This window comes from Streptomyces sp. NPDC090022 (genome assembly GCF_044748145.1).
GTDB lineage: Bacteria > Actinomycetota > Actinomycetes > Streptomycetales > Streptomycetaceae > Streptomyces.
In genome coordinates this window covers 120313-138997 of the sequence record NZ_JBIVFN010000013.1, presented here as the reverse complement: position 1 = coordinate 138997, position 18685 = coordinate 120313, and the positions used below count along the sequence as shown (strand labels likewise).

General features: G+C 71.4%; 16 protein-coding genes and 1 riboswitch. Of the genes, 3 read left to right on the top strand and 13 right to left on the bottom strand.

Features of this window, described 5'->3' with window-relative positions; genetic code table 11:
- Positions 1 to 49 precede the first annotated feature (49 nt).
- Entirely contained in the window at positions 50 to 1057 is a 1008-nt protein-coding gene (locus ACIPXB_RS22850) for a GlxA family transcriptional regulator (protein ID WP_401452702.1), read from the bottom strand.
- A gap of 131 nt (positions 1058 to 1188) precedes the next feature.
- Between ACIPXB_RS22850 and ACIPXB_RS22845 the strand changes: the two genes are divergently transcribed.
- Both ACIPXB_RS22845 and ACIPXB_RS22840 read left to right on the top strand, forming a co-directional pair.
- Entirely contained in the window at positions 1189 to 2112 is a 924-nt protein-coding gene (locus ACIPXB_RS22845; protein WP_401452700.1) for an NADP-dependent oxidoreductase, read from the top strand.
- 230 nt (positions 2113 to 2342) lie between these two features.
- A complete protein-coding gene (locus ACIPXB_RS22840) occupies positions 2343 to 4001 on the top strand; it encodes a PKD domain-containing protein (RefSeq protein ID WP_401452698.1) in 1659 nt (552 codons plus the stop codon).
- A gap of 85 nt (positions 4002 to 4086) precedes the next feature.
- On the opposite strand, the gene mnmA is transcribed toward ACIPXB_RS22840, so the two are convergent.
- The gene (gene mnmA, locus ACIPXB_RS22835) at positions 4087 to 5214 is read right to left on the bottom strand and encodes a tRNA 2-thiouridine(34) synthase MnmA (protein ID WP_401452696.1); all 1128 of its coding nucleotides are present in this window, start codon (positions 5212 to 5214) and stop codon (positions 4087 to 4089) included.
- A 71-nt stretch (positions 5215 to 5285) separates the two neighbouring features.
- Between mnmA and ACIPXB_RS22830 the strand changes: the two genes are divergently transcribed.
- Positions 5286 to 5999: an N-acetylmuramoyl-L-alanine amidase gene (locus ACIPXB_RS22830; RefSeq protein WP_401452812.1), complete on the top strand. Its 714-nt coding sequence runs from the start codon at positions 5286 to 5288 to the stop codon at positions 5997 to 5999.
- A gap of 33 nt (positions 6000 to 6032) precedes the next feature.
- Here ACIPXB_RS22830 and ACIPXB_RS22825 read toward each other — a convergent pair whose 3' ends face one another.
- From ACIPXB_RS22825 to ACIPXB_RS22775, 11 genes are all read right to left on the bottom strand, one after another.
- Positions 6033 to 7196 (bottom strand): cysteine desulfurase family protein, encoded by a 1164-nt coding sequence (locus ACIPXB_RS22825; protein ID WP_401452695.1) that lies wholly within the window; start codon positions 7194 to 7196, stop codon positions 6033 to 6035.
- A 142-nt stretch (positions 7197 to 7338) separates the two neighbouring features.
- The gene (locus ACIPXB_RS22820) at positions 7339 to 8193 is read right to left on the bottom strand and encodes a thioesterase family protein (RefSeq protein WP_401452693.1); all 855 of its coding nucleotides are present in this window, start codon (positions 8191 to 8193) and stop codon (positions 7339 to 7341) included.
- A gap of 68 nt (positions 8194 to 8261) precedes the next feature.
- Entirely contained in the window at positions 8262 to 8918 is a 657-nt protein-coding gene (locus ACIPXB_RS22815) for a trimeric intracellular cation channel family protein (protein ID WP_401452691.1), read from the bottom strand.
- Between the two features lie 234 nt (positions 8919 to 9152).
- The gene (locus tag ACIPXB_RS22810; protein ID WP_401452689.1) at positions 9153 to 10244 is read right to left on the bottom strand and encodes an ABC transporter ATP-binding protein; all 1092 of its coding nucleotides are present in this window, start codon (positions 10242 to 10244) and stop codon (positions 9153 to 9155) included.
- A 5-nt stretch (positions 10245 to 10249) separates the two neighbouring features.
- Entirely contained in the window at positions 10250 to 11347 is a 1098-nt protein-coding gene (locus ACIPXB_RS22805) for an ABC transporter ATP-binding protein (RefSeq protein WP_401452687.1), read from the bottom strand.
- Positions 11344 to 12345 carry an ABC transporter permease gene (locus ACIPXB_RS22800; protein WP_401452685.1) on the bottom strand — a complete coding sequence of 334 codons (1002 nt, stop codon included), beginning with the start codon at positions 12343 to 12345 and terminating at the stop codon, positions 11344 to 11346. Before ACIPXB_RS22800 ends, ACIPXB_RS22805 begins: the two co-directional genes overlap by 4 nt.
- Before the next feature lie 116 nt (positions 12346 to 12461).
- Positions 12462 to 14219: an ABC transporter substrate-binding protein gene (locus ACIPXB_RS22795; RefSeq protein WP_401452683.1), complete on the bottom strand. Its 1758-nt coding sequence runs from the start codon at positions 14217 to 14219 to the stop codon at positions 12462 to 12464.
- A gap of 37 nt (positions 14220 to 14256) precedes the next feature.
- Complete coding sequence (locus tag ACIPXB_RS22790) at positions 14257 to 15249, bottom strand: ABC transporter permease (protein WP_401452681.1); 993 nt, start codon at positions 15247 to 15249, stop codon at positions 14257 to 14259.
- 413 nt (positions 15250 to 15662) lie between these two features.
- Positions 15663 to 16403, bottom strand: a complete 741-nt coding sequence (locus ACIPXB_RS22785; protein ID WP_401452679.1) for an enhanced serine sensitivity protein SseB C-terminal domain-containing protein — start codon at positions 16401 to 16403, stop codon at positions 15663 to 15665.
- 62 nt (positions 16404 to 16465) lie between these two features.
- On the bottom strand, positions 16466 to 17206 hold the full coding sequence (locus ACIPXB_RS22780; RefSeq protein ID WP_401452678.1) for an enhanced serine sensitivity protein SseB: 741 nt from the start codon (positions 17204 to 17206) through the stop codon (positions 16466 to 16468).
- Positions 17207 to 17389: 183 nt separating this feature from the next.
- A complete protein-coding gene (locus ACIPXB_RS22775; protein WP_401452810.1) occupies positions 17390 to 18100 on the bottom strand; it encodes an AAA family ATPase in 711 nt (236 codons plus the stop codon).
- 305 nt (positions 18101 to 18405) lie between these two features.
- A riboswitch (glycine riboswitch) is annotated at positions 18406 to 18505 on the top strand.
- The last annotated feature ends 180 nt before the right edge of the window (positions 18506 to 18685 follow it).

Below are 18685 nucleotides of genomic sequence, written 5' to 3'. Positions count from 1 at the left end.
CTGGGTGAGAGGTGGTCGTGTGCAGTATGAACACAGGGCTGACGGTTGCTCAACTATGCGTCACAAGAAGAGAGTTGGGTCGACCTGGCTGAAAGGTGCGGCGATAGGCGACCGGTGACACGCCGATGGCCGCCCGCATGTGCTGGCGCAGCGAGTTCGCGGAGCCGAACCCGGCGCGGTGCGCGACCAGGTCCACGGACAGATCGGTGGTCTCCAGCAACTGGCGGGCCAGCTCCAGGCGTTGCGCGGTCAGCCACTGGACCGGGGTCATGCCGACCTCGTCACGGAAGCGGCGGGTGAAGGTCCGCAGGCTCATCCGGGCGTGCGCGGCGAGCTCGCCCAGCGAGATCGGCTGGTCGAGGCGCTCCTGGGCCCAGGCGCGGGTGGCGGTGGTGGTGGCGACGGTGGGTTCGGGCACCGGGCGGTCGATGTACTGCGCCTGGCCGCCGTCGCGCCAGGGCGGCACGACGCACAGCCGGGCGACGCGGTTGGCGGCGGCGCTGCCGTGGTCCTGGCGTACGAGGTAGAGACAGAGGTCGACGCCGGCGGCCACGCCCGCGGAGGTGAGGATGTCGCCGTCGTCGACGAACAGGACGTCCTCGTCGAGCTGCACGCGGGGGAAGGCGCGGCGGAACTCCAGGGCGCTCTGCCAGTGGGTGGTGGCGGGGCGGCCGTCGAGCATCCCGGCCGCGGCGAGCACGTACGACCCGGTGCAGATGGACACCAGCCGGGTGCCCGGCCGGATCCGGGCGATCGCGGCGGCGAGGTCCGGCGGGAGCGGGGCGCCCTGGGCCAGCTCGGCCATGGCGTGGGTGGGCGGGATGATCACCGTGTCGGCGCCGTCGAGCGCCTCGGGGCCCGCGGTGACGGCCACCTGGAACCCCGCGTCGCTGGTCACGGGTTGCCCGTCGGCCGTGCAGACGGTGACCTCGTACAGCGGGCGGCCCTCGTCGTCGAGGGCGTTGCCGAAGACCCGGGAGGGGATCCCGAGCTCGAACGGGGGCACGCCTTCGAGGGCGAGGACGGCGACGCGGTGGACGGACCGGCTGGAGGGCATGGCCAGATTCTGTCACATGGTGGCCGTCTGGCCATCGCCGTGCGGTGGCGTCCACGTCGATGCTGGTCACAGCCCGCCGGTCAGGTCCGGCGGCGTACGTGAGTCAACGTCGATCAAGAGGAGATCCCGATATGCGTGCCGTCGTCGTCAGCCGGTGGGGCGGTCCCGAGGTGCTCGTCGAGCGCGAGATCGAGCGCCCGGAGCCGGGTCTGACCGAGATCCTGGTACGGGTGCACGCGGCCGGCGTGAACCCGGTGGACTGGAAGACCCGGGCCAGCGGCGCCTTCATCCCGTGGCAGGAGGTCCCGGTGGTGGGCTGGGACGTCTCGGGCGTGGTGGAGGCCGTCGGCGGGGGCGTGACGCTGTTCGAGCCGGGCGACGAGGTCTTCGGCATGCCGCGCTTCCCGCACCAGGCGAGCGGGTACGCCGAGTACGTCACCGGGCCCGCCCGGCACTTCGCCCGCAAGCCGGCGGACATCGACCACGTGGCGGCCGCGGCCCTGCCGCTGGCGGCGCTCACGGCCTGGCAGGCGCTGGTGGACACGGCGGACGTACGGCCGGGTCAGCGGGTGCTGGTGCACGCGGCGGCGGGCGGGGTCGGCCACCTGGCCGTCCAGATCGCCAAGGCGCGCGGTGCGTACGTGATCGGCACCGCGAGCGCGGGCAAGCACGAGCTGCTGCGCTCCCTGGGCGCGGACGAGCTGATCGACTACCGGGAGCAGGACTTCTCGGAGGCCCTCTCCGGCGTGGACGTCGTCCTGGACGGCATCGGCGGCGACTACGGGCGGCGCTCGCTGAAGGTCCTGCGGCCCGGCGGCCACCTGGTGTCCCTGCTCGGCCTGGACGACGTCCCTGCGGACGCGGCGGGCTTCCGCACCGACTGGCTGATCGTGGAGCCGGACCACCAGGGCATGAAGGAGATCGCGGCGCTGGTGGAGCGGGGGCTGCTGAAGGCCGAGATCGACACGGTGCTGCCGCTGTCGGACGCGGCGAAGGCGCACGAGATCGGCGAGCGCAACCGGACGACGGGAAAGATCGTCCTGACGGTCGTGTGAGCGGTCGTACGAAACGGACGCATAAACACCGCATAAACCGGAATCCGACCCTCCAAACCGGAAATCGAGCATGGAATCGGAAGCTCCGGCACTCACATGCGAAATATGGCCGTTCACCCTCATAAACCCCTTTTTATGGGGACCGCGACTCTGTAGGGTGAGCACACGTTCGAGATCCACTCGAATGTTCGACACGACAATGGGGGGGGCCGGTGCGTAGTCGCCGACTCATGTTTTCCGCTGCCGCGATCGTGATCGCGGCCGGCGCCGGGATCATGCCGGGGGGCATGGCCCAGGCCGCGGGACCGTCCACCGACGGTGTCCACGGTGTGACCTCGTCCAAGGACCTGCGCAAGGCCGCCGCGAACGAGTTCACCTTCAGCAGCCCTGCCGACCGTTCGGCGCGGCAGACCCTGCCGGCCGCCAGGAACAAGGCGGCGGGCGCTCCGCAGGAAGGCGGCGCCACGGCCGGCGCCGAGCTCAAGGTCGGCCTCAGCGGCAAGGGCCTCACCGCCCACGCGATCGAGCTGAAGTCCGAGATCACCAGCAACGTGGCCACGCCGCTCACGGTCGTGATCGCCTGGGGCGACGGCACGACCAGCACCGAGTACGCGAACGGCACCGAGGCCAAGGTCTCGCAGCACACCTACGCCGAGGTCGGCAGCTACACGGTCAAGGTCACCGTGACGGACACCGCCGGCGGCACCTCGGCGACCAACGAGCTGGCGGTCGTCACCCCGGGCTCCGAGTTCACCCCGCACGGCCCGAGCCGCATGCTGGACACCCGGGACGGCACGGGCGCCGCGCAGGCCGCGCAGGTCCCGGCGTGGGGCGAGGCCCGCGTGAAGATCGCCGAGAACAACGGCATCCCGGCCGGCGTCACCGCGGTGGTCCTCAACCTCACGGTCACCAACACCAAGACCGCCGGCCACGTCCGTGCCTACGCCGACGGCACCGAGCGTCCGACCACGTCGAACGTGAACTACGCGGCCGGCGACTCGGTGCCGAACCTGGTGATCGTGCCGGTCGGCAAGAACGGCTACGTGAACCTGTACAACCACGGCGGTCAGGGCGTCGACCTGATCGCGGACGTCACCGGCTACTTCACCCGGTCCGCGGCCAACGGCTACACGCCGATGGACCCGGTCCGCTTCGTCGACACCCGCGAGGGCCTCGGCACCGCGAAGGCCATGGTCCCCGGGCGCGGCCAGTTCGGCGTCCAGATCGCCGGCACCCGCGGCGTCCCGGCCGGCGTCAAGGCCGTGGCGCTCAACGTGACCGTCACCAACCCGTGGAACGCCGGCCACCTGACGGTGTTCCCGAGCGGCCAGATCACGCCGAACACGTCCAACGTGAACTTCAGCAGCGGCCAGACCATCGCCAACTCGGTGATCGTGCCGGTCGGTGCCGACGGCAAGATCATGGTCCGCAACGGCAGCGCGGCCCCGGCCGACGTGATCGTCGACGTCGTGGGCTACTACAGCCCCCAGAGCCCGAGCGCCTACGTCCCGGTACGCCCGACCCGGGACCTCGACACCCGCGAGTGGGGCAGGGGTCCGCTGCACGGCGACGGCTACATCTACTCGGCGTACGGGCCGGGCGACCCCGCGCTCACCGGCATGGTGCTGAACACCACGGTCACCAACACCAAGAGCGCCGGGCACCTGAAGGTCTTCCCGGACCCCAACGCCCTGTGGCAGTACGAGAACGACACGGCGATCTGGCCGACCCCGCCGAACTCCTCGACCCTGAACTGGACGGCCGGCAAGACCGTGCCGAACCTGGTCCAGGCGAGCACCGGCGTCAACGGCATCGTCGACTTCTGGAACCGCAGCGGCCAGGACGCCGACCTCGTCGTCGACGTCTTCGGCTACTACGACAAGGGCTGACCGGCGCACGACGCCGCGAACCACAGCGCCCCGGGTACGGCCTTCACGGCCGCGCCCGGGGCGCTCGTCGTACAGGGGTACGGCGCTAGACGGCCGCCGTCGCCCGGACCGTCGAGGCGATGGTGGCCGAGCCGACGACGCGGGTGCCGTCGTACAGGACGATCGCCTGGCCCGGAGCGACGCCGCGGACCGGCTCGGTGAAGGTGACCTTCACCTCGCCGTCCACGACCTCCGCGAAGACCTCGGTCTCGCCGCCGTGGGCGCGCAGCTGCGCGGTGTACGTCGCCGGGCCCGCCGGGGGCGTACCGCACCAGCGGGGCTTGATCGCGGTGAGGCCGGTGACGTCGAGGGACGCGGCCGGGCCCACCGTGACCGTGTTGTTCACCGGGGAGATGTCCAGGACGTAGCGCGGCTTGCCGTCGGCGGCGGGGTGGCCGATCCGCAGGCCCTTGCGCTGGCCGATGGTGAAGCCGTAGGCGCCCTCGTGGGTGCCGAGCTTCGCGCCGGACTCGTCGACGATGTCGCCCTCGGCCTTGCCCAGCCGCTGGGCGAGGAAGCCCTGGGTGTCGCCGTCGGCGATGAAGCAGATGTCGTGGCTGTCGGGCTTCTTGGCGACCGCCAGGCCACGGGCCTCCGCCTCGGCGCGGATCTCCTCCTTGGTGGTGATCGTGTCACCGAGGGGGAACAGCGCGTGGGCGAGCTGCTTCTCGTCGAGGACGCCGAGGACGTAGCTCTGGTCCTTGGCCATGTCGCTGGCGCGGTGCAGCTCGCGGGTGCCGTCCTCGTTCACCACGACCGTGGCGTAGTGGCCGGTGCAGACGGCGTCGAAGCCGAGCGCGAGCGCCTTGTCCAGCAGCGCCGCGAACTTGATCTTCTCGTTGCAGCGCAGGCAGGGGTTCGGGGTGCGGCCGGCCTCGTACTCGGCGATGAAGTCCTCGACGACGTCCTCGCGGAAGCGGTCGGCGAGGTCCCAGCAGTAGAAGGGGATGCCGATGACGTCCGCGGCGCGGCGGGCGTCACGGGAGTCCTCGATGGTGCAGCAGCCCCGGGCGCCGGTGCGGAACGACTGCGGGTTCGCGGAGAGCGCGAGGTGGACGCCGGTCACGTCGTGCCCGGCTTCGACGGCGCGGGCGGCGGCGACGGCGGAGTCGACGCCGCCGGACATGGCGGCCAGGACGCGAAGCGGGCGGGTGCGCGGCAGGTTCTCAGTCATAGCGCCTTCCAGGGTACGGGGAACCGGGCGGGGTCACAGCGCGTTATCGGCAGCAGGGGGTGATCCACGTGATAGGCACGGGGGACGGCGGCAGTACGGCGGCCAAGGGCGACGCGTCCGGCAAGGCGGGCAGGACCGGCAAGGCGGGCAAGCGCGGCAGAACGCGCCGGGCGGTGCTGTTCACGGGGCTCGGGGTGTTCGCGGCGGCCGCGGTGATCGGCCGCGAGGAGATCGCGCGCGGCTGGTGGCTGCTGCCGGGGGTGCGCAAGCCGCGCAAGGAGGGCGAGATCGACCACGTGGGGGCGAGCTGGACGGCCGCCTCCCCGGCGAACTGGCGGATGGCGGACCGGCCCGACGACTACCGGGTGGACCGGATCGTGGTCCATGTCACACAGGGTGGCTTCCAGTCGTCGGTGGACGCGTTCAAGAACCCCTGGCACAAGGCGTCGGCGCACTACATCGTGCGCCAGGACGGCCACATCGAGCAGATGGTGCGCGAGCTCGACGTGGCCTTCCACGCGGCCAACCGCGACATGAACGAGCGCAGTATCGGTATCGAGCACGTGGGCTTCGTGCACCGGCCGCAGGACTTCACGGACGCGATGTACGCGGCGTCGGCGCGACTGGCGGCCGACATATGCAAGCGGTACGGGATACCCGTCGACCGCCGGCACTTCCTGGGCCACTCCGAGATCCCGGGCGCCGACCACACCGACCCCGGGGAGCACTGGGACTGGGACCGCTACCTGAGCCTGGTCCGCGAGGCCCTCAAGGCCGCGGGTTAGGTCCCCCTCCCGGGCCGCCGGGGCCGCCCCTCCCTAGACGAGTCCGGCGGTACGGGCGCGCTCGACGGCGGGGCCGATGGCGGCCGCGACCGCGGCCACGTCCTCGTGCGTGGAGGTGTGCCCCAGGGAGAAGCGCAGGGTGCCGCGGGCGAGATCGGGGTCGGTGCCGGTGGCGAGCACCACGTGGCTGGGCTGGGCGACGCCGGCGGTGCAGGCGGAGCCGGTGGAGCACTCGATGCCCTGGGCGTCCAGCAGCAGGAGCAGCGAGTCGCCCTCGCAGCCGGGGAAGCTGAAGTGGGCGTTGGCGGGCAGCCGGTCGTCGGGGTCGCCGCCGAGGACGGCGTCGGGCACGGCCGACCGGACGGCCGTGATCAGCTCGTCGCGCAGGGCGCCGATGTCGCGGGCGAAGGCCTCGCGCCGCTCGGCGGCGAGCTGCGCGGCGACCGCGAAGGCGGCGACGGCGGGCACGTCGAGGGTGCCGGAGCGCACGTGCCGCTCCTGTCCGCCGCCGTGCAGGACGGGCACGGGGCTCTGGTCGCGGCCGAGCAGCAGCGCGCCGATGCCGTACGGGCCGCCGATCTTGTGACCGCTGACGGTCATGGCGGCGAGGCGGGAGTCGGCGAAGGAGACGTCGAGCTGGCCGACGGCCTGGACCGCGTCGGCGTGCAGGGGCACCTCGAACTCGCGGGCGACATCGGCGAGTTCACGCACCGGCATGACGGTGCCGATCTCGTTGTTCGCCCACATGACGGTGGCGAGGGCCACGTCGGCGGGGTTGCGGGAGAGGGCTTCGCGGAACGCCTCGGGGTGCACGCGGCCGTAGCGGTCGACGGGCAGGTACTCGACGGTGGCGCCCTCGTGCTCGGCGAGCCAGTGGACCGCGTCGAGGACCGCGTGGTGTTCGACGGGGCTGGCGAGGATCCGGGTACGGGCGGGGTCGGCGTCCCGCCGGGCCCAGTAGAGGCCCTTGACGGCGAGGTTGTCGGCCTCGGTGCCGCCGGCGGTGAACACCACCTCGCTCGGCCGGGCCCCCAGCGCGTCGGCGAGGGCCTCACGGGCCTCCTCGACGGTGCGTCGGGCCCGCCGTCCGGCGGCGTGCAGGGAGGACGCGTTGCCCGTCGTGGCGAACTGCGCGGTCATCGCCGCGACGGCCTCCGGGAGCATCGGAGTGGTTGCGGCGTGGTCGAGGTAGGCCATGGTGAGCCGATTCTATGGGGCCCCCGTCCTCCCGCTGCCGCCGCGTCTCCCCATCCGGCCGCGACGCCCGGACGGCGGGCCCCGAAGGCCGGAACCAACCGGGAGGCCGGAACCGGCCCGGAGGCTGCGACCGGCCTGCCGGTTACGTGCGGGGGGACCGGGCGAGCTGGCGGGACTGGGCCACCAGGCGGTCGGCGCTGTCCCAGACCTCGGCGTCCTCCTCCAGGAAGCCGCCCGCCAGGTTGCGCGTGGTGATCGAGACCCGCAGCGGGCCCGGGGCCGGGCGGTGGCGGATGTGGGTGGTGAGTTCCACGGTCGGGGCCCAGCCGATCAGGCCGAGGTCGAACGCGGTCGGCGGCAGCGCGTCCACCGCGAGCAGCAGGGACAGCGGGTCCGCGTCCCGGCCGTCGGCCAGTTCGAACCAGGCCCGCATCTCGCCCTTGCCGGAGGGCGCGCCCAGCGCCCAGCCGGCGGTGGCGGGGTCCAGGCGCAGCCGCAGCCGGTCGACGATCTCGGAGCTGCCCGGGATCGGGGCGGGGCCGGCGTCGGCGCCGATGCAGTCCTCGTACGCGGGCATGGCGGGGACCGTGGCCGTGGTGCGGACGTCGTCCGGCAGGGCGGACAGGTCGCCGTAGGAGGCCAGCACCCGGATCCGCTCGACCTCGGTCCCGTGCTCGTCGTACTGCAGGAGCGAGGCCTGCCCGGTGGAGAGGGTGCGGCCGATCCGGACCACCTCCGTGCGGATCACGGCGGGGCCGGGAACCGAGGCGCTCAGGTAGTGCGCGGAGACGGTGAAGGGGTCCGGGTGCGGCAGGGCCGCCGACAGGGCCCGGCCGACCAGGGCCAGCAGGTAGCCGCCGTTGACGGCGGTGATGATCGTCCAGCCGGCGGAGAGCTCCGCGTCGTACACCCCGGGCTCCCCCGCGCGCGGGGTGACGGTGGTGTCGCGGTCGAACTCGCTGTCGCCGATGGGTGCCTTGGCTGCTGCGTGTGACATGGCTCGAAACTACACCCCGTAGCTACTAAGCGGTAGCTTTTTCGAGCTGCAGCGCCCCACCCGGAGCCCTACGGCTCCTCGGCCACCGAGGAGCGCCGGTTCCAGGCCAGCGGCGCCCGCAGGTGGTACCGGATCGCCAGCAGCCGCAGCACGAAGGCCGTGGCCACCGCGAATCCGCTGGTCATCGGGTTGAGCACGCCCAGGCCGATGAAGACGGCCACCATGGAGGCGCCGACCATCGCGGGTACGGCGTACATCTCGCGGTCGCGCAGCAGCGAGGGCACCTCGTTGGCGAGGACGTCGCGCAGCACACCGCCGCCGACCGCCGTCACCACGCCGAGGGCGGCGGACGCGGTCAGGCCGAGCCCGTACTCGTAGGCCTTGGTCGTGCCGGTGACGCAGAACAGGCCGAGCCCGGCCGCGTCGAAGATGTTGATCGCGCGGTTGATCCGCTGCACCTCGGGGTGGAGGAAGAAGACGATCGCGGCGGCGATCAGCGGGGTGAGGAAGAAGCTCAGCTCGCCGAAGGCGGCCGGCGGGACCGCGCCGATGACCAGGTCACGGAAGAGTCCGCCCCCGAGGGCGGTGGCCAGCGCGAGCACCGCGATGCCGAAGACGTCGAAGTTCTTGCGTACGGCGAGCAGCGCGCCGGCCGTGGCGAAGACGAAGATGCCCGCGAGGTCCAGCGCGTGCTGGATTTCGGGCAGGAAGAGATCGTGGAGCACCCGGCCATTGTGACCGGTCACGCCCGGCGCACCCGCACGGGCGTGCGGGCGTGCACCCGCGCGGGTACCCGTCCACGGCTGCCGACGGACGCGGACGGACGCTGACACCGACCGGCGCGGCCACCGGCGGCCGCGCATGCCGGCGGGCGCGGACGCCGCCCGGCGACCACGCCCGCTCCCGGCCCGCACGGACCCGTGAACCCACCCGGGTCCGCCGGCCCGTGATGCGCAGCCCTAGTCGGTGACCACCGCCGCCGCCTGCGCGGCCTCCGGCAGCGCCGGGTCCCCCGGCGCCTGGTCGGGCGCGTTCTCCGGGTGGTGGCAGGCCACCTGGTGGCCCGTCTTCAGTTCCAGCATCGGCGGCTCCTGCGTGGTGCAGATCCGCGTGGCCTTCCAGCACCGCGTGTGGAAGCGGCAGCCGCTGGGCGGCGAGATCGGCGAGGGCACGTCGCCCTTGAGCAGGATCCGGCCGCTCTTGGCACCGCGCCGGCGCGGGTCCGGCACCGGTACGGCCGAGAGCAGCGCCTTGGTGTACGGGTGCATGGGCGTCGAGTAGAGCGACGTACGGTCGGTCAGCTCGACGATCTTCCCGAGGTACATGACCGCGATCCGGTCCGACACGTGCCGGATGACCGACAGGTCGTGCGCGATGATCACGTACGTAAGGCCGAGCTCCTCCTGCAGGTCGTCGAGCAGGTTGACCACCTGCGCCTGGATGGAGACGTCCAGCGCCGAGACCGGCTCGTCGGCGACGACCAGCTTCGGCTTGAGCGCGAGCGCGCGGGCGATGCCGATGCGCTGGCGCTGGCCGCCGGAGAACTCGTGCGGGTAGCGGTTGTAGTGCTCGGGGTTGAGGCCCACGAGCGACAGCAGCCGCTGCACCTCGGCCTTCAGGCCGCCCTCCGGGGTGACCCCCTGGAGCTTGAACGGGGCGCTGACGATCGCGCCGACCGTGTGCCGCGGGTTCAGGGAGCCGTACGGGTCCTGGAAGATCATCTGTACGTCGCGGCGCAGCGGACGCATGCCCGAGACGCCCAGGTGCGTGATGTCCCGGCCCTCGAACTCGACGGTGCCGCCCGTCGGTTCGAGCAGCCGCGTGATCAGCCGGCCCATGGTCGACTTGCCGCAGCCGGACTCGCCGACGACGCCGAGGGTCTCACCGCGGCGGACGTCGAAGTCGATGCCGTCGACGGCCTTGACCGCCCCGGCCTGGCGCCGGAACAGCCCCTTGTTGATGGGGAAGTGCTTGACCAGGCCGGTGACCTTGAGCAGCGGTTCGGCGGTGCGGTCCGCCTGTGCGGGGACGGCCGCGGCCGTCTTGTTCATGTCGGTCACAGCTTCGGCGCAATCTCTTCGGTCCAGATCCGGGTCCGCTCCTCCTGCGACATGTGGCACGCGGACCAGTGCTTCGCACCGCCCCGCCCCTCGTCCACGAGCGTGAGCTCGGGCCGCTGGGTGCGGGTGATGCCGCCCTTGGGGACGTCGGCGTACGGGCAGCGCGGGTGGAAGGCACAGCCGCCGGGGATGTTGATGAGGCTGGGCGGCGAGCCCTTGACCGGGATGAGGCGGTCGGTCTGCTCGCGGTCGATGCGGGGCATCGAGCCGAGCAGGCCCCAGGTGTACGGGTGGCGGGGTTCGTAGAAGACCTTCTCGGCCGAGCCGCGCTCGACGCACCGGCCGCCGTACATCACCAGGATGTCGTCGGCCATCTCCGCGACGACCCCGAGGTCGTGCGTGATCATGATGACCGCCGAGCCGAACTCCTTCTGCAGGTCGCGGATCAGGTCGAGGATCTGCGCCTGGACGGTGACGTCGAGGGCGGTCGTCGGCTCGTCCGCGATGAGCAGCTCGGGGTTGTTGACCAGGGCCATCGCGATCATCGCGCGCTGGCGCATACCGCCGGAGAACTCGTGCGGGTAGGCGTCGACGCGCTTGGCGGGCTCGGGGATGCCGACCCGGTCGAGCATCTCGACGGCCCGGACGCGGGCCTTCTTCTTGTCGACGTCCTGGTGGTTGCGGTAGGCCTCGATGATCTGGTGGCCGACCGTGTAGTAGGGGTGCATCGCCGAGAGCGGGTCCTGGAAGACCATGGCCATCTTGCGGCCGCGCAGCTTGCGCACGTCGTCGGCGTCGGCGCGGACGAGGTCCTCGCCGTCGAGCACCACCTCGCCGCTGATCCGCGGGCGGCTGCGGGTGTGACCGGTGCGGTGCAGGCCCATGATGGCGAGCGAGGTGACGGACTTGCCCGAGCCGGACTCGCCGACGATGCCGAGCGTCCTGCCGCGCTCGAGGTCGAAGGAGAGCCCGTCCACGGACTTGACGACGCCGTCGTCGGTCGGGAAGTGCACCTTGAGGTCGCGCACGGAGAGGAAGGCCTCGGACCGCGGTGCCCCGGCCTGCTCGGGTACGAAGGTGGGGGTGTCGGTCACGTCAGCCTCACGCGCGGGTCGATGACGGCGTACAGCATGTCCACGATCAGGTTGGCCATGACCACGAAGAGCGCGGCCAGCAGGGTGATGCCCATGATCACGGGGAGGTCGCCGGCGCTGATCGCCGCCACCGCCGCCGAGCCCAGGCCCTGGAAGCTGAAGGTGGTCTCGGTCAGCACCGCACCGCCCAGGAGGCCGCCGAAGTCCAGACCGAGCATGGTGACGAGCGGGGTCAGGGTGGAGCGCAGCGCGTGCTTGCGGATGACCACGCGCTCGGTGAGTCCCTTGGCGCGGGCGGTGCGGATGTAGTCCTCCCCCATGACCTCCAGCATCGTGGCGCGGGTGATGCGGGCGTAGGTGGCGGCGAAGAGGAAGGCCAGTGTGATCCACGGCAGGAGCATGGCGTTGAACCAGGCCCCGGGATCCTCGGTCAGGGGTTTGTAGTTGGAGACGTCCAGCCAGCCCAGGCCGTAGACGAAGACCGCCGGGGCGACCATGCCGGTGAAGAAGATGGGGAGGGAGACGCCGGCGAGCGCGCCGATCATCACGGTGCGGTCGATGGCCGTACGTCTCTTGAGGGCGGAGACCACACCGGTGGCCACGCCCGCGATGACCCAGATGACGGCGGCGCCCAGGGCGAGCGAGAGCGTGACGGGAAGACGCTCCGTCATCAGCTCCCACACCGGCTTCTCGCTCTTGAACGAGTAGCCGAAGCACGGGGCCGGGCAGTGGGTCTTGTCGACGCCGGTTTCGTAGTCGCGGCCCGCGACGATGCCCTTGACGAAGATCAGGTACTGCTCGGATATGGGCTTGTCGAAGCCCATCTTCACGCGGATGCCCGCCAGGGCGGTCTCATTGGTCTCGCGGCCGGCGTACATCAGCGCGGGATCGGCCCCGGTGATCTTCGGCACGGCGAAGAAGATGCCGAAGGTGACCACGGAGACCACCAGCAGCGTGGCGACGACGTTGAACAGCCGCCGGATGAGGTAGACGAGCACTGCAGTCGGCCGCTCGGGCGGGCGGCCGCCGCCCCTCGTGGGGACGGCAGCCGCCGCCTGCGGCCTTCACCTGCCCTTCGGACTAGCGCATGTGCGGTGAAGGCGTATGCCTGCTGTTACTTCTCGACACCCACGGTGGCGAGGTCGATCTTGCCCATGGAGTCGTTGAAGTAGACGTTCGTCAGCCGCGGGTTGCGGTAGACGAAGGCCTTGTCGAAGTTGATCGGCAGGTAGAGCGCCTTCTCCATGACCTTCTTGTTGATGTCCGTGTAGAACGGCGCGGCGGCCTCGGGCGTGGCGGCGTTGGCGGCCTTGTCGAACAGCCCGTTGATCTCCGGGTCGTTGACCTCGGTGTAGTTGTTGTTGCCGTTCGGCAGGATGAACGAGCCGTCCACCAGCGGCTGCAGGAAGCCCGAGCCGGAGTTGTAGTCGGCGCCCCAGCCCATGACGATGATTCCGTAGCCCTTCTTCTTCACGTTCTCGGGCGAACCGATCGTGGAGGAGGAGAGCTTGCCGTCGTACTGGTCGATCTTGGCCTTGATGCCGACCTTGTCGAGCGCCGCCTGGAGCGACTCGGCGGTCTTCACCTCGGGGGCGCGGTTGTTGCGCACCGCGATGGTGGTCTCGAAGCCCTCCGGCTTGCCACAGGCCGCCAGCGCCGCCTTGGCCTTGTCGATCTGCGGCTCGCCCTTGGTCAGGCCGAACGGGTCGAAGGACTTGTCGGAGCCGGGGATGCCGGGCGGCAGCATGTTGGCGCCGAGGTCACCGCTGGTCGGGCCGCCGCGGGCGGTCTGCAGGGACTTCGGGTCGGCCGCGTAGATGACGGCCTTGCGGCACTCGATGTTGTCGAACGGCGCGACCGTCTGCGGGAAGGCGAAGTAGCGGATGTAGCCCGTGAAGGGGTTGTCCGCGTTCTTCTTGAGGTTCTCGTCCTTGAGGACCTTGTTCTTCGCGGCCTGCTGCAGGCCGGTGCCGTCCACCGCGAGGTCGATGTCGCCGGACAGCAGACGGGCGTCCATGTCGTCGGCGTTGGTGGTCACGGTGAAGGAGACCTTGTCCGGCAGACCCTTGCGGATCGTGTCGGTCTTCGGGTCCCAGTTCTCGTTGCGGACGAAGGTGGCGCCCTTGCCGGCGGAGAAGCTCTCGACCTTGTACGGGCCCGAGGCGACCGGCTTGTTGGTGTACGTGGCGCCGGTGTCCTTGCCCTGCGGGACCGGCGAGGAGGACGGCATCGCCAGCAGGTAGGAGAAGTCCGAGTTGGCGCTGGCCAGGTTGAAGACGATCGTCTTGTCGTCCGGGGTCTCGACGGACTTCAGACCCATCTTGTTCGGGTCGGTGTCCTTGTACGGGCCGGGGTACTTCTGGCCCTGGTCGAGCAGGTCGATCAGGTACGTCGGGCCACCGGACAGCACGTCCTGCGCGAAGACGCGCTCGATGCCGTACTTGACGTCCTTCGACGTGATCGGCGTGCCGTCCTCGAACTTGACGCCGTCCTTGAGCTTGAGCGTGTAGGTCTTGCCGTCGTTGCTGAGCACCGGCAGGGCCTCGGCGAGGTCCGGGACCAGCTTGGTGCCCGCCTCGCCCGGCTTGCTGTCGTACGCGAGCAGCTGACGCACGAACAGGCGGTGCATGTTCCACACGAAGCCGTAGTAGGCACGCGCCGGGTCGAGGTAGTCGACGTCCTGCGGCGACCAGAGCTTGAGCTCGCCGCCCTTCTTGTCCGACGGGTTGACGACGCCCTTGGTGGCGGCGTTGAACTCCGCGGCGGAGCCCGAACCGCCCTTCGCGTCGTCGCCCTTGTCACCGCACGCGGCGGTCAGGGACAGGGCGGCGATCACGGCGGTGATCGCGAGGGCCTGCTTTCTGCGGATCACGTTGGTCCAACCTCCAGAGTGATAGCGGTGAAACGGTTCAGCTGCCCTTGGGGTCGAGTGCGTCGCGCAGCCCGTCCCCGAAGAGGTTGAACGCCAGGACGGTGATGAAGATCGCGAGACCGGGAACCACCATGTACATGGGGTCGTCCTGGTAGATGGGGACGGCGTCGGACAGCATCTTTCCCCAGGAGGCGGTCGGCGGCTTGACGCCGGCACCGAGGAAGCTGAGGGCTGCCTCCGTGAGGATGTTGGTCGGGATGATGAGGGTCGCGTAGACGAGGATCGGCGCGATCAGGTTGGGCAGCAGTTCCTTGATCAGGATGTAGCCGCGGCCGGCCCCGAGGCTGCGCGCGGCCTCGACGTACTCGCGCTCGCGCAGGGAGATGGTCTGGCCGCGCACGATCCGGCCGATGTACGGCCAGCCGAAGAAGCCGATCACGAGGACCAGTACGCCCATCCGGACACCCGTGCCCTCGAACCCCCACAGGGAGTCCGGGACCACCGAGACCAGCGCGATGGTGAACAGCAGCTGCGGGAACGCCAGCAGCAGGTCCATCGTGCGGCTGATCAGGCCGTCGACCCAGCCGCCGAGGAAGCCGGCCAGGGCGCCGAGCAGGCTGCCGAGGACGACCGAGACGAAGGCGGCGAGGAAGGCCACGGTCAGGGAGATGCGGGCGCCGTAGACGATCCGGCTGAACACGTCGCGTCCGTTGGTCGGTTCGACGCCCAGCAGGAAGTCGGAGCTGATGCCGCCGAAGGAGCCGATCGGCGTGCCGAGGTCCGGGTCGATCAGCTCTTCGTGGAACTCGTTGGGCGGGTGGCCCAGCAGGCTCACGATCTGCGGTGCGAAGACGGCCACCAGGATCAGGAAGATCACGACGATGCCGCCGGTCAGTGCGACCTTGTCACGCTTGAGCCGCATCCAGGCGATACGGCCTGGCGAGCGGCCTTCGATGGCCTTGGCAGGGACGTCGGCCGTGACAACGGGTGCGGGTGTCTCCGCGCTCGTGTCATGCAGTGGTGCCGTCATCGTGGTGGGGACCCCTCTCGGCCGACCGGTCGGTCGGCCCATGCCCGCCGCTGTGGCGGCGTTGGTGCGGAGTGGCGCTGGTAAATGCGGTTGACGAACCGGTGATGGGCAGGGACTGACCTGCTCTTGGTGGGGGAGTCTTCATCGGTCGCTCGATCAGCCGCCAGCCCCGCAGATGAATGGATGCGCAACCGTGATGTGACGGTCCGGTTCCCGTTATCCGGACTGTGTTGACGGCTCAGCGGAGCACAACCGTCCGTTCGGTGCGGAACCGGACATCATGCCCAAGTGCCGTTACCCGCATGCACTTTGGGCATCCGAGACGGGTTAAATCCGGACAACGCAAAGGCCGCACGGAACAGTTGTTCCGTGCGGCCTCGTCCGCGATGCGGTCGGTCCGTCCCGCTCCGTGGTCAGTAGGCGGGGGCGTGTCCCTCGCGGTCGTAGAACGGGCGCGTCTGGGCGCGCAGCCACATCGCGACGGGGTCGTGCTCGTCCGCCAGCGCGACGGTGCACACCGGGACGCCCTCGGGCACCGTGCCCACCGACTGGCGCATCATCTCGCGCACCGCCTCCAGCGCGGCGGGCGAGGTGTCGTACAGGTCGAGGCCGACCGCGAGGTACGGCGTCCCGACGGCCGGCTGCACCCAGCAGCGGCGCAGCGAGCGGACCGCGGGGGTGCGGTGGGCGTGCTGGGTGAGCAGTCCGTAGAACTGCGGCAGCTCCAGGGCCGGCTCGGACAGCCGCAGCGGACCGGCCGGCATCCGGTCCAGACCGGTGGCGATCCGGCGCAGGTCGGCCCAGGGGATGCCCAGTCCCCCGCCCTGGGCGTGCGGGTTGAGCCACAGGCCCCAGCGGTCGGGGTAGAGGGCGCGGGCGACGTCCCGGCCCGTGACGACCTCGTACCCCCGGTTCCAGCCACTGGCGGCGAGCTCCTGCGGGGAGGTCACGCAGGGCGCGTACCCGAGGCCGTCGACCTCCATGCCGCCGTACTGGGCGTCGGGGGACCCCGGCTGCCCGTGCCAGAGCAGCATCCACAGCCGGCCCTCGGCGAGCGAGTGCAGCAAGGACTCGTAACTGTCGTAGCGCCCGGGGGTCACCTGGCGCATCATGTGCTCGACCTGCCCGGCCGCGGCCGTGCCTGACGCACTCACCCGGAACCCCTCTTCGCCTCTTCGTCCGCCCTCGCCACGCAATGAAACCAGCTTAAGCCGAGCTAGGGAGTGTAGAAGGGGCGCACGCGTGTTTGGAGGTAGTCGACGACCGGGTCGTCGGCCGCGTCGAGCAGGATCAACTGCACCGGCCAGGGCGGGCGGACGCGGCCGAGGGCGCGGCCGAGGGCTTCCAGCGGCGCGTTGCGCGTGTCGGGATCCCAGCCCAGCATGCGGACACCGATGTAGAGCTCGGGCTCCCCGCCCTCGACGCTGGCCAGGCAGCGGTACGCGCCGGCCACCACGCCGCTGGCGCGGAACTCCTCGGCGGCGGCGGCCAGGAAGTCCACCGGGTCCTCCTGCCAGTCGGGCTCGAAGAGCCGTACCCGGCCACCGGTGGCCGGCCCGTCCAGCGGGGTCCGGCCGCCGCGGCACAGCTCCGCGACGGCGGGCGGGGGCAGCGGGACCCCGACGGCGCCCTCGGGATTGACGGCGATGCCCAGTTGCGGGGGCAGGCCCCGCGCGAACTCGACGGCGGGGGCGACCGCGAAGTCCATGGCGGCGGCGACGCAGATCTGGAACTGCGCCTGGGAGCTGTAGACGGGCACGTACGCGGCGCCGCCGATGTCCATCGTCGGCAGGGTCAGGTCGGGGCTGTCCGGACCACCGCCCGCGGGCAGCGGGATCCACAGCCGGCTGCGGCCGAGCACCTCCAGGATCCGCCCGCCGGCGTCCGGGACGCCGAGCGAGGCGCCGAGCACCTCTTCCAGCTCGTTGGCCGGCCAGCCGTTGCCCTGCCCGTGCATCGCGTTGCCCTCCGTGCGCCCGTCCGCCTGTCCGTGTCCCTGCCACGGTCCCTGCCAGGCCGAGATTAGTGGGTACGCGCCGCCTCCCGCGCCGCGGGGACGGGGCGGCCCGCTCCCGCCCGCCGCGCCGCGCGGCCCGTACAGCCCAGCCCAGCTCAGCGCTCAGCGCTCAGCGCTCAGCGCTCAGCGCTCCGGGGCGAACGCGATCCGGTCGATACGGGACGCGGCCGCCCGGTCCAGCAGGACCGCCGAGGCGCAGCCGGCCGGGAGCCGGCCCGATTCCGCCGCGCGCAGCAGCCGGGTGGCCGCCCCGCGGTGCCGGGCGAAGGCGTACGCCGAGACGCCCCGGCCCCGGGCGGCCTGCCCGGCGAGGGCCTCCTCGGGCGTGGCGTCGAGCAGCAGCAGGTGCAGGGCGCGGGCGCGGCGCCGCGCGGCCCGGGTGAGCAGGGCCCGGACCCATGCCTGGGTCCCGCAGTCGTGGACCACGACCGAGGCGCCGGAGCGGACCGCCCGCCACAGGCCCGCGTAGTGCGCGACGCGGACCGCGGGGCGGTAGACGGCGTACGGCAGGAAGGCGGGCATCCGGGCCTCCCAGCGCTCCCGGACGTCCTGGGAGTCGATGCCGCCGCCGGGGACCGCCCGCTTGATCAGCGTGCTCTTGCCGCCGCCGGGCAGCCCGGAGACCACGACGATGTCGCCACCGGCGAAGGTGAGCCGCGCGGGCCCGCGGGCGCCGCGGCCGTGACCGTGCCCGCGCAGGTCGCGCACGGCCGGACGGACGCCGGCGGCGGCACCGGCGGCACCGGCCGTGGCGGCATGACCGGCGGCCCCGGCCGCACCGGCCGTGGCGGCGGCTCCGGCGGCGACGGCGCGCGCACGGGCGCCGGGCGGCAGCGCCCGGAGCGCTTCGCGCTCACCGCGCGCGGGCTGCACGGGCACGCCGCCGGCGGCCGCGACGGGCCTTCCGCGCAGCTCCGCGAGTCCGAATCTCCACACAGTGATCGCCTCCCCGGGTCGGGTCCCTGGACCCCATGCCCACTGAGTGTAAAGAGACGGTAATCCGGACCGTCCCGGTTCCGGACGGGAGCGTACGGATCCGCGACGGCGGACCGTACTCCTTTTCGGACCCGGACCCCCATTCCCACCCGGCCCGTGCAATGATGTGCGCCATCTGGACACCCAACTGCATACAGGCCGCTTGAATCCGCGCGGGAGAGTCCCGTCGGCCGTACGGCAGGCGGGCGCCGAAGGAGCAAGAACCTCCCTTGAATCTCTCAGGCCCCGTACCGCGTGGATGAGGCAGATCTGAAAAGCGGGCCACGCCGTCGCCGGACGGTCAAGGCCCCACCCAAGGTGCAAGCCGGGAAATCCGCCACGCGCGGATTCCGGCGAACCTCTCAGGTTCCGATGACAGATGGGGAGGATCGTCCTCGTCATGTCATGTCGATGTCCTGTCGATGCCCCCCTGGGACCCTGGGA

Coding starts and splice junctions, on each gene's coding strand:
- mnmA (WP_401452696.1), bottom strand. CDS start 5,214: ATGACTGAGAACCTGCCGCGCACCCGCCCGCTTCGCGTCCTGGCCGCC.
- ACIPXB_RS22845 (WP_401452700.1), top strand. CDS start 1,189: ATGCGTGCCGTCGTCGTCAGCCGGTGGGGCGGTCCCGAGGTGCTCGTC.
- ACIPXB_RS22825 (WP_401452695.1), bottom strand. CDS start 7,196: ATGGCCTACCTCGACCACGCCGCAACCACTCCGATGCTCCCGGAGGCC.
- ACIPXB_RS22840 (WP_401452698.1), top strand. CDS start 2,343: ATGTTTTCCGCTGCCGCGATCGTGATCGCGGCCGGCGCCGGGATCATG.
- ACIPXB_RS22810 (WP_401452689.1), bottom strand. CDS start 10,244: ATGAACAAGACGGCCGCGGCCGTCCCCGCACAGGCGGACCGCACCGCC.
- ACIPXB_RS22850 (WP_401452702.1), bottom strand. CDS start 1,057: ATGCCCTCCAGCCGGTCCGTCCACCGCGTCGCCGTCCTCGCCCTCGAA.
- ACIPXB_RS22790 (WP_401452681.1), bottom strand. CDS start 15,249: ATGACGGCACCACTGCATGACACGAGCGCGGAGACACCCGCACCCGTT.
- ACIPXB_RS22820 (WP_401452693.1), bottom strand. CDS start 8,193: ATGTCACACGCAGCAGCCAAGGCACCCATCGGCGACAGCGAGTTCGAC.
- ACIPXB_RS22780 (WP_401452678.1), bottom strand. CDS start 17,206: ATGCACGGGCAGGGCAACGGCTGGCCGGCCAACGAGCTGGAAGAGGTG.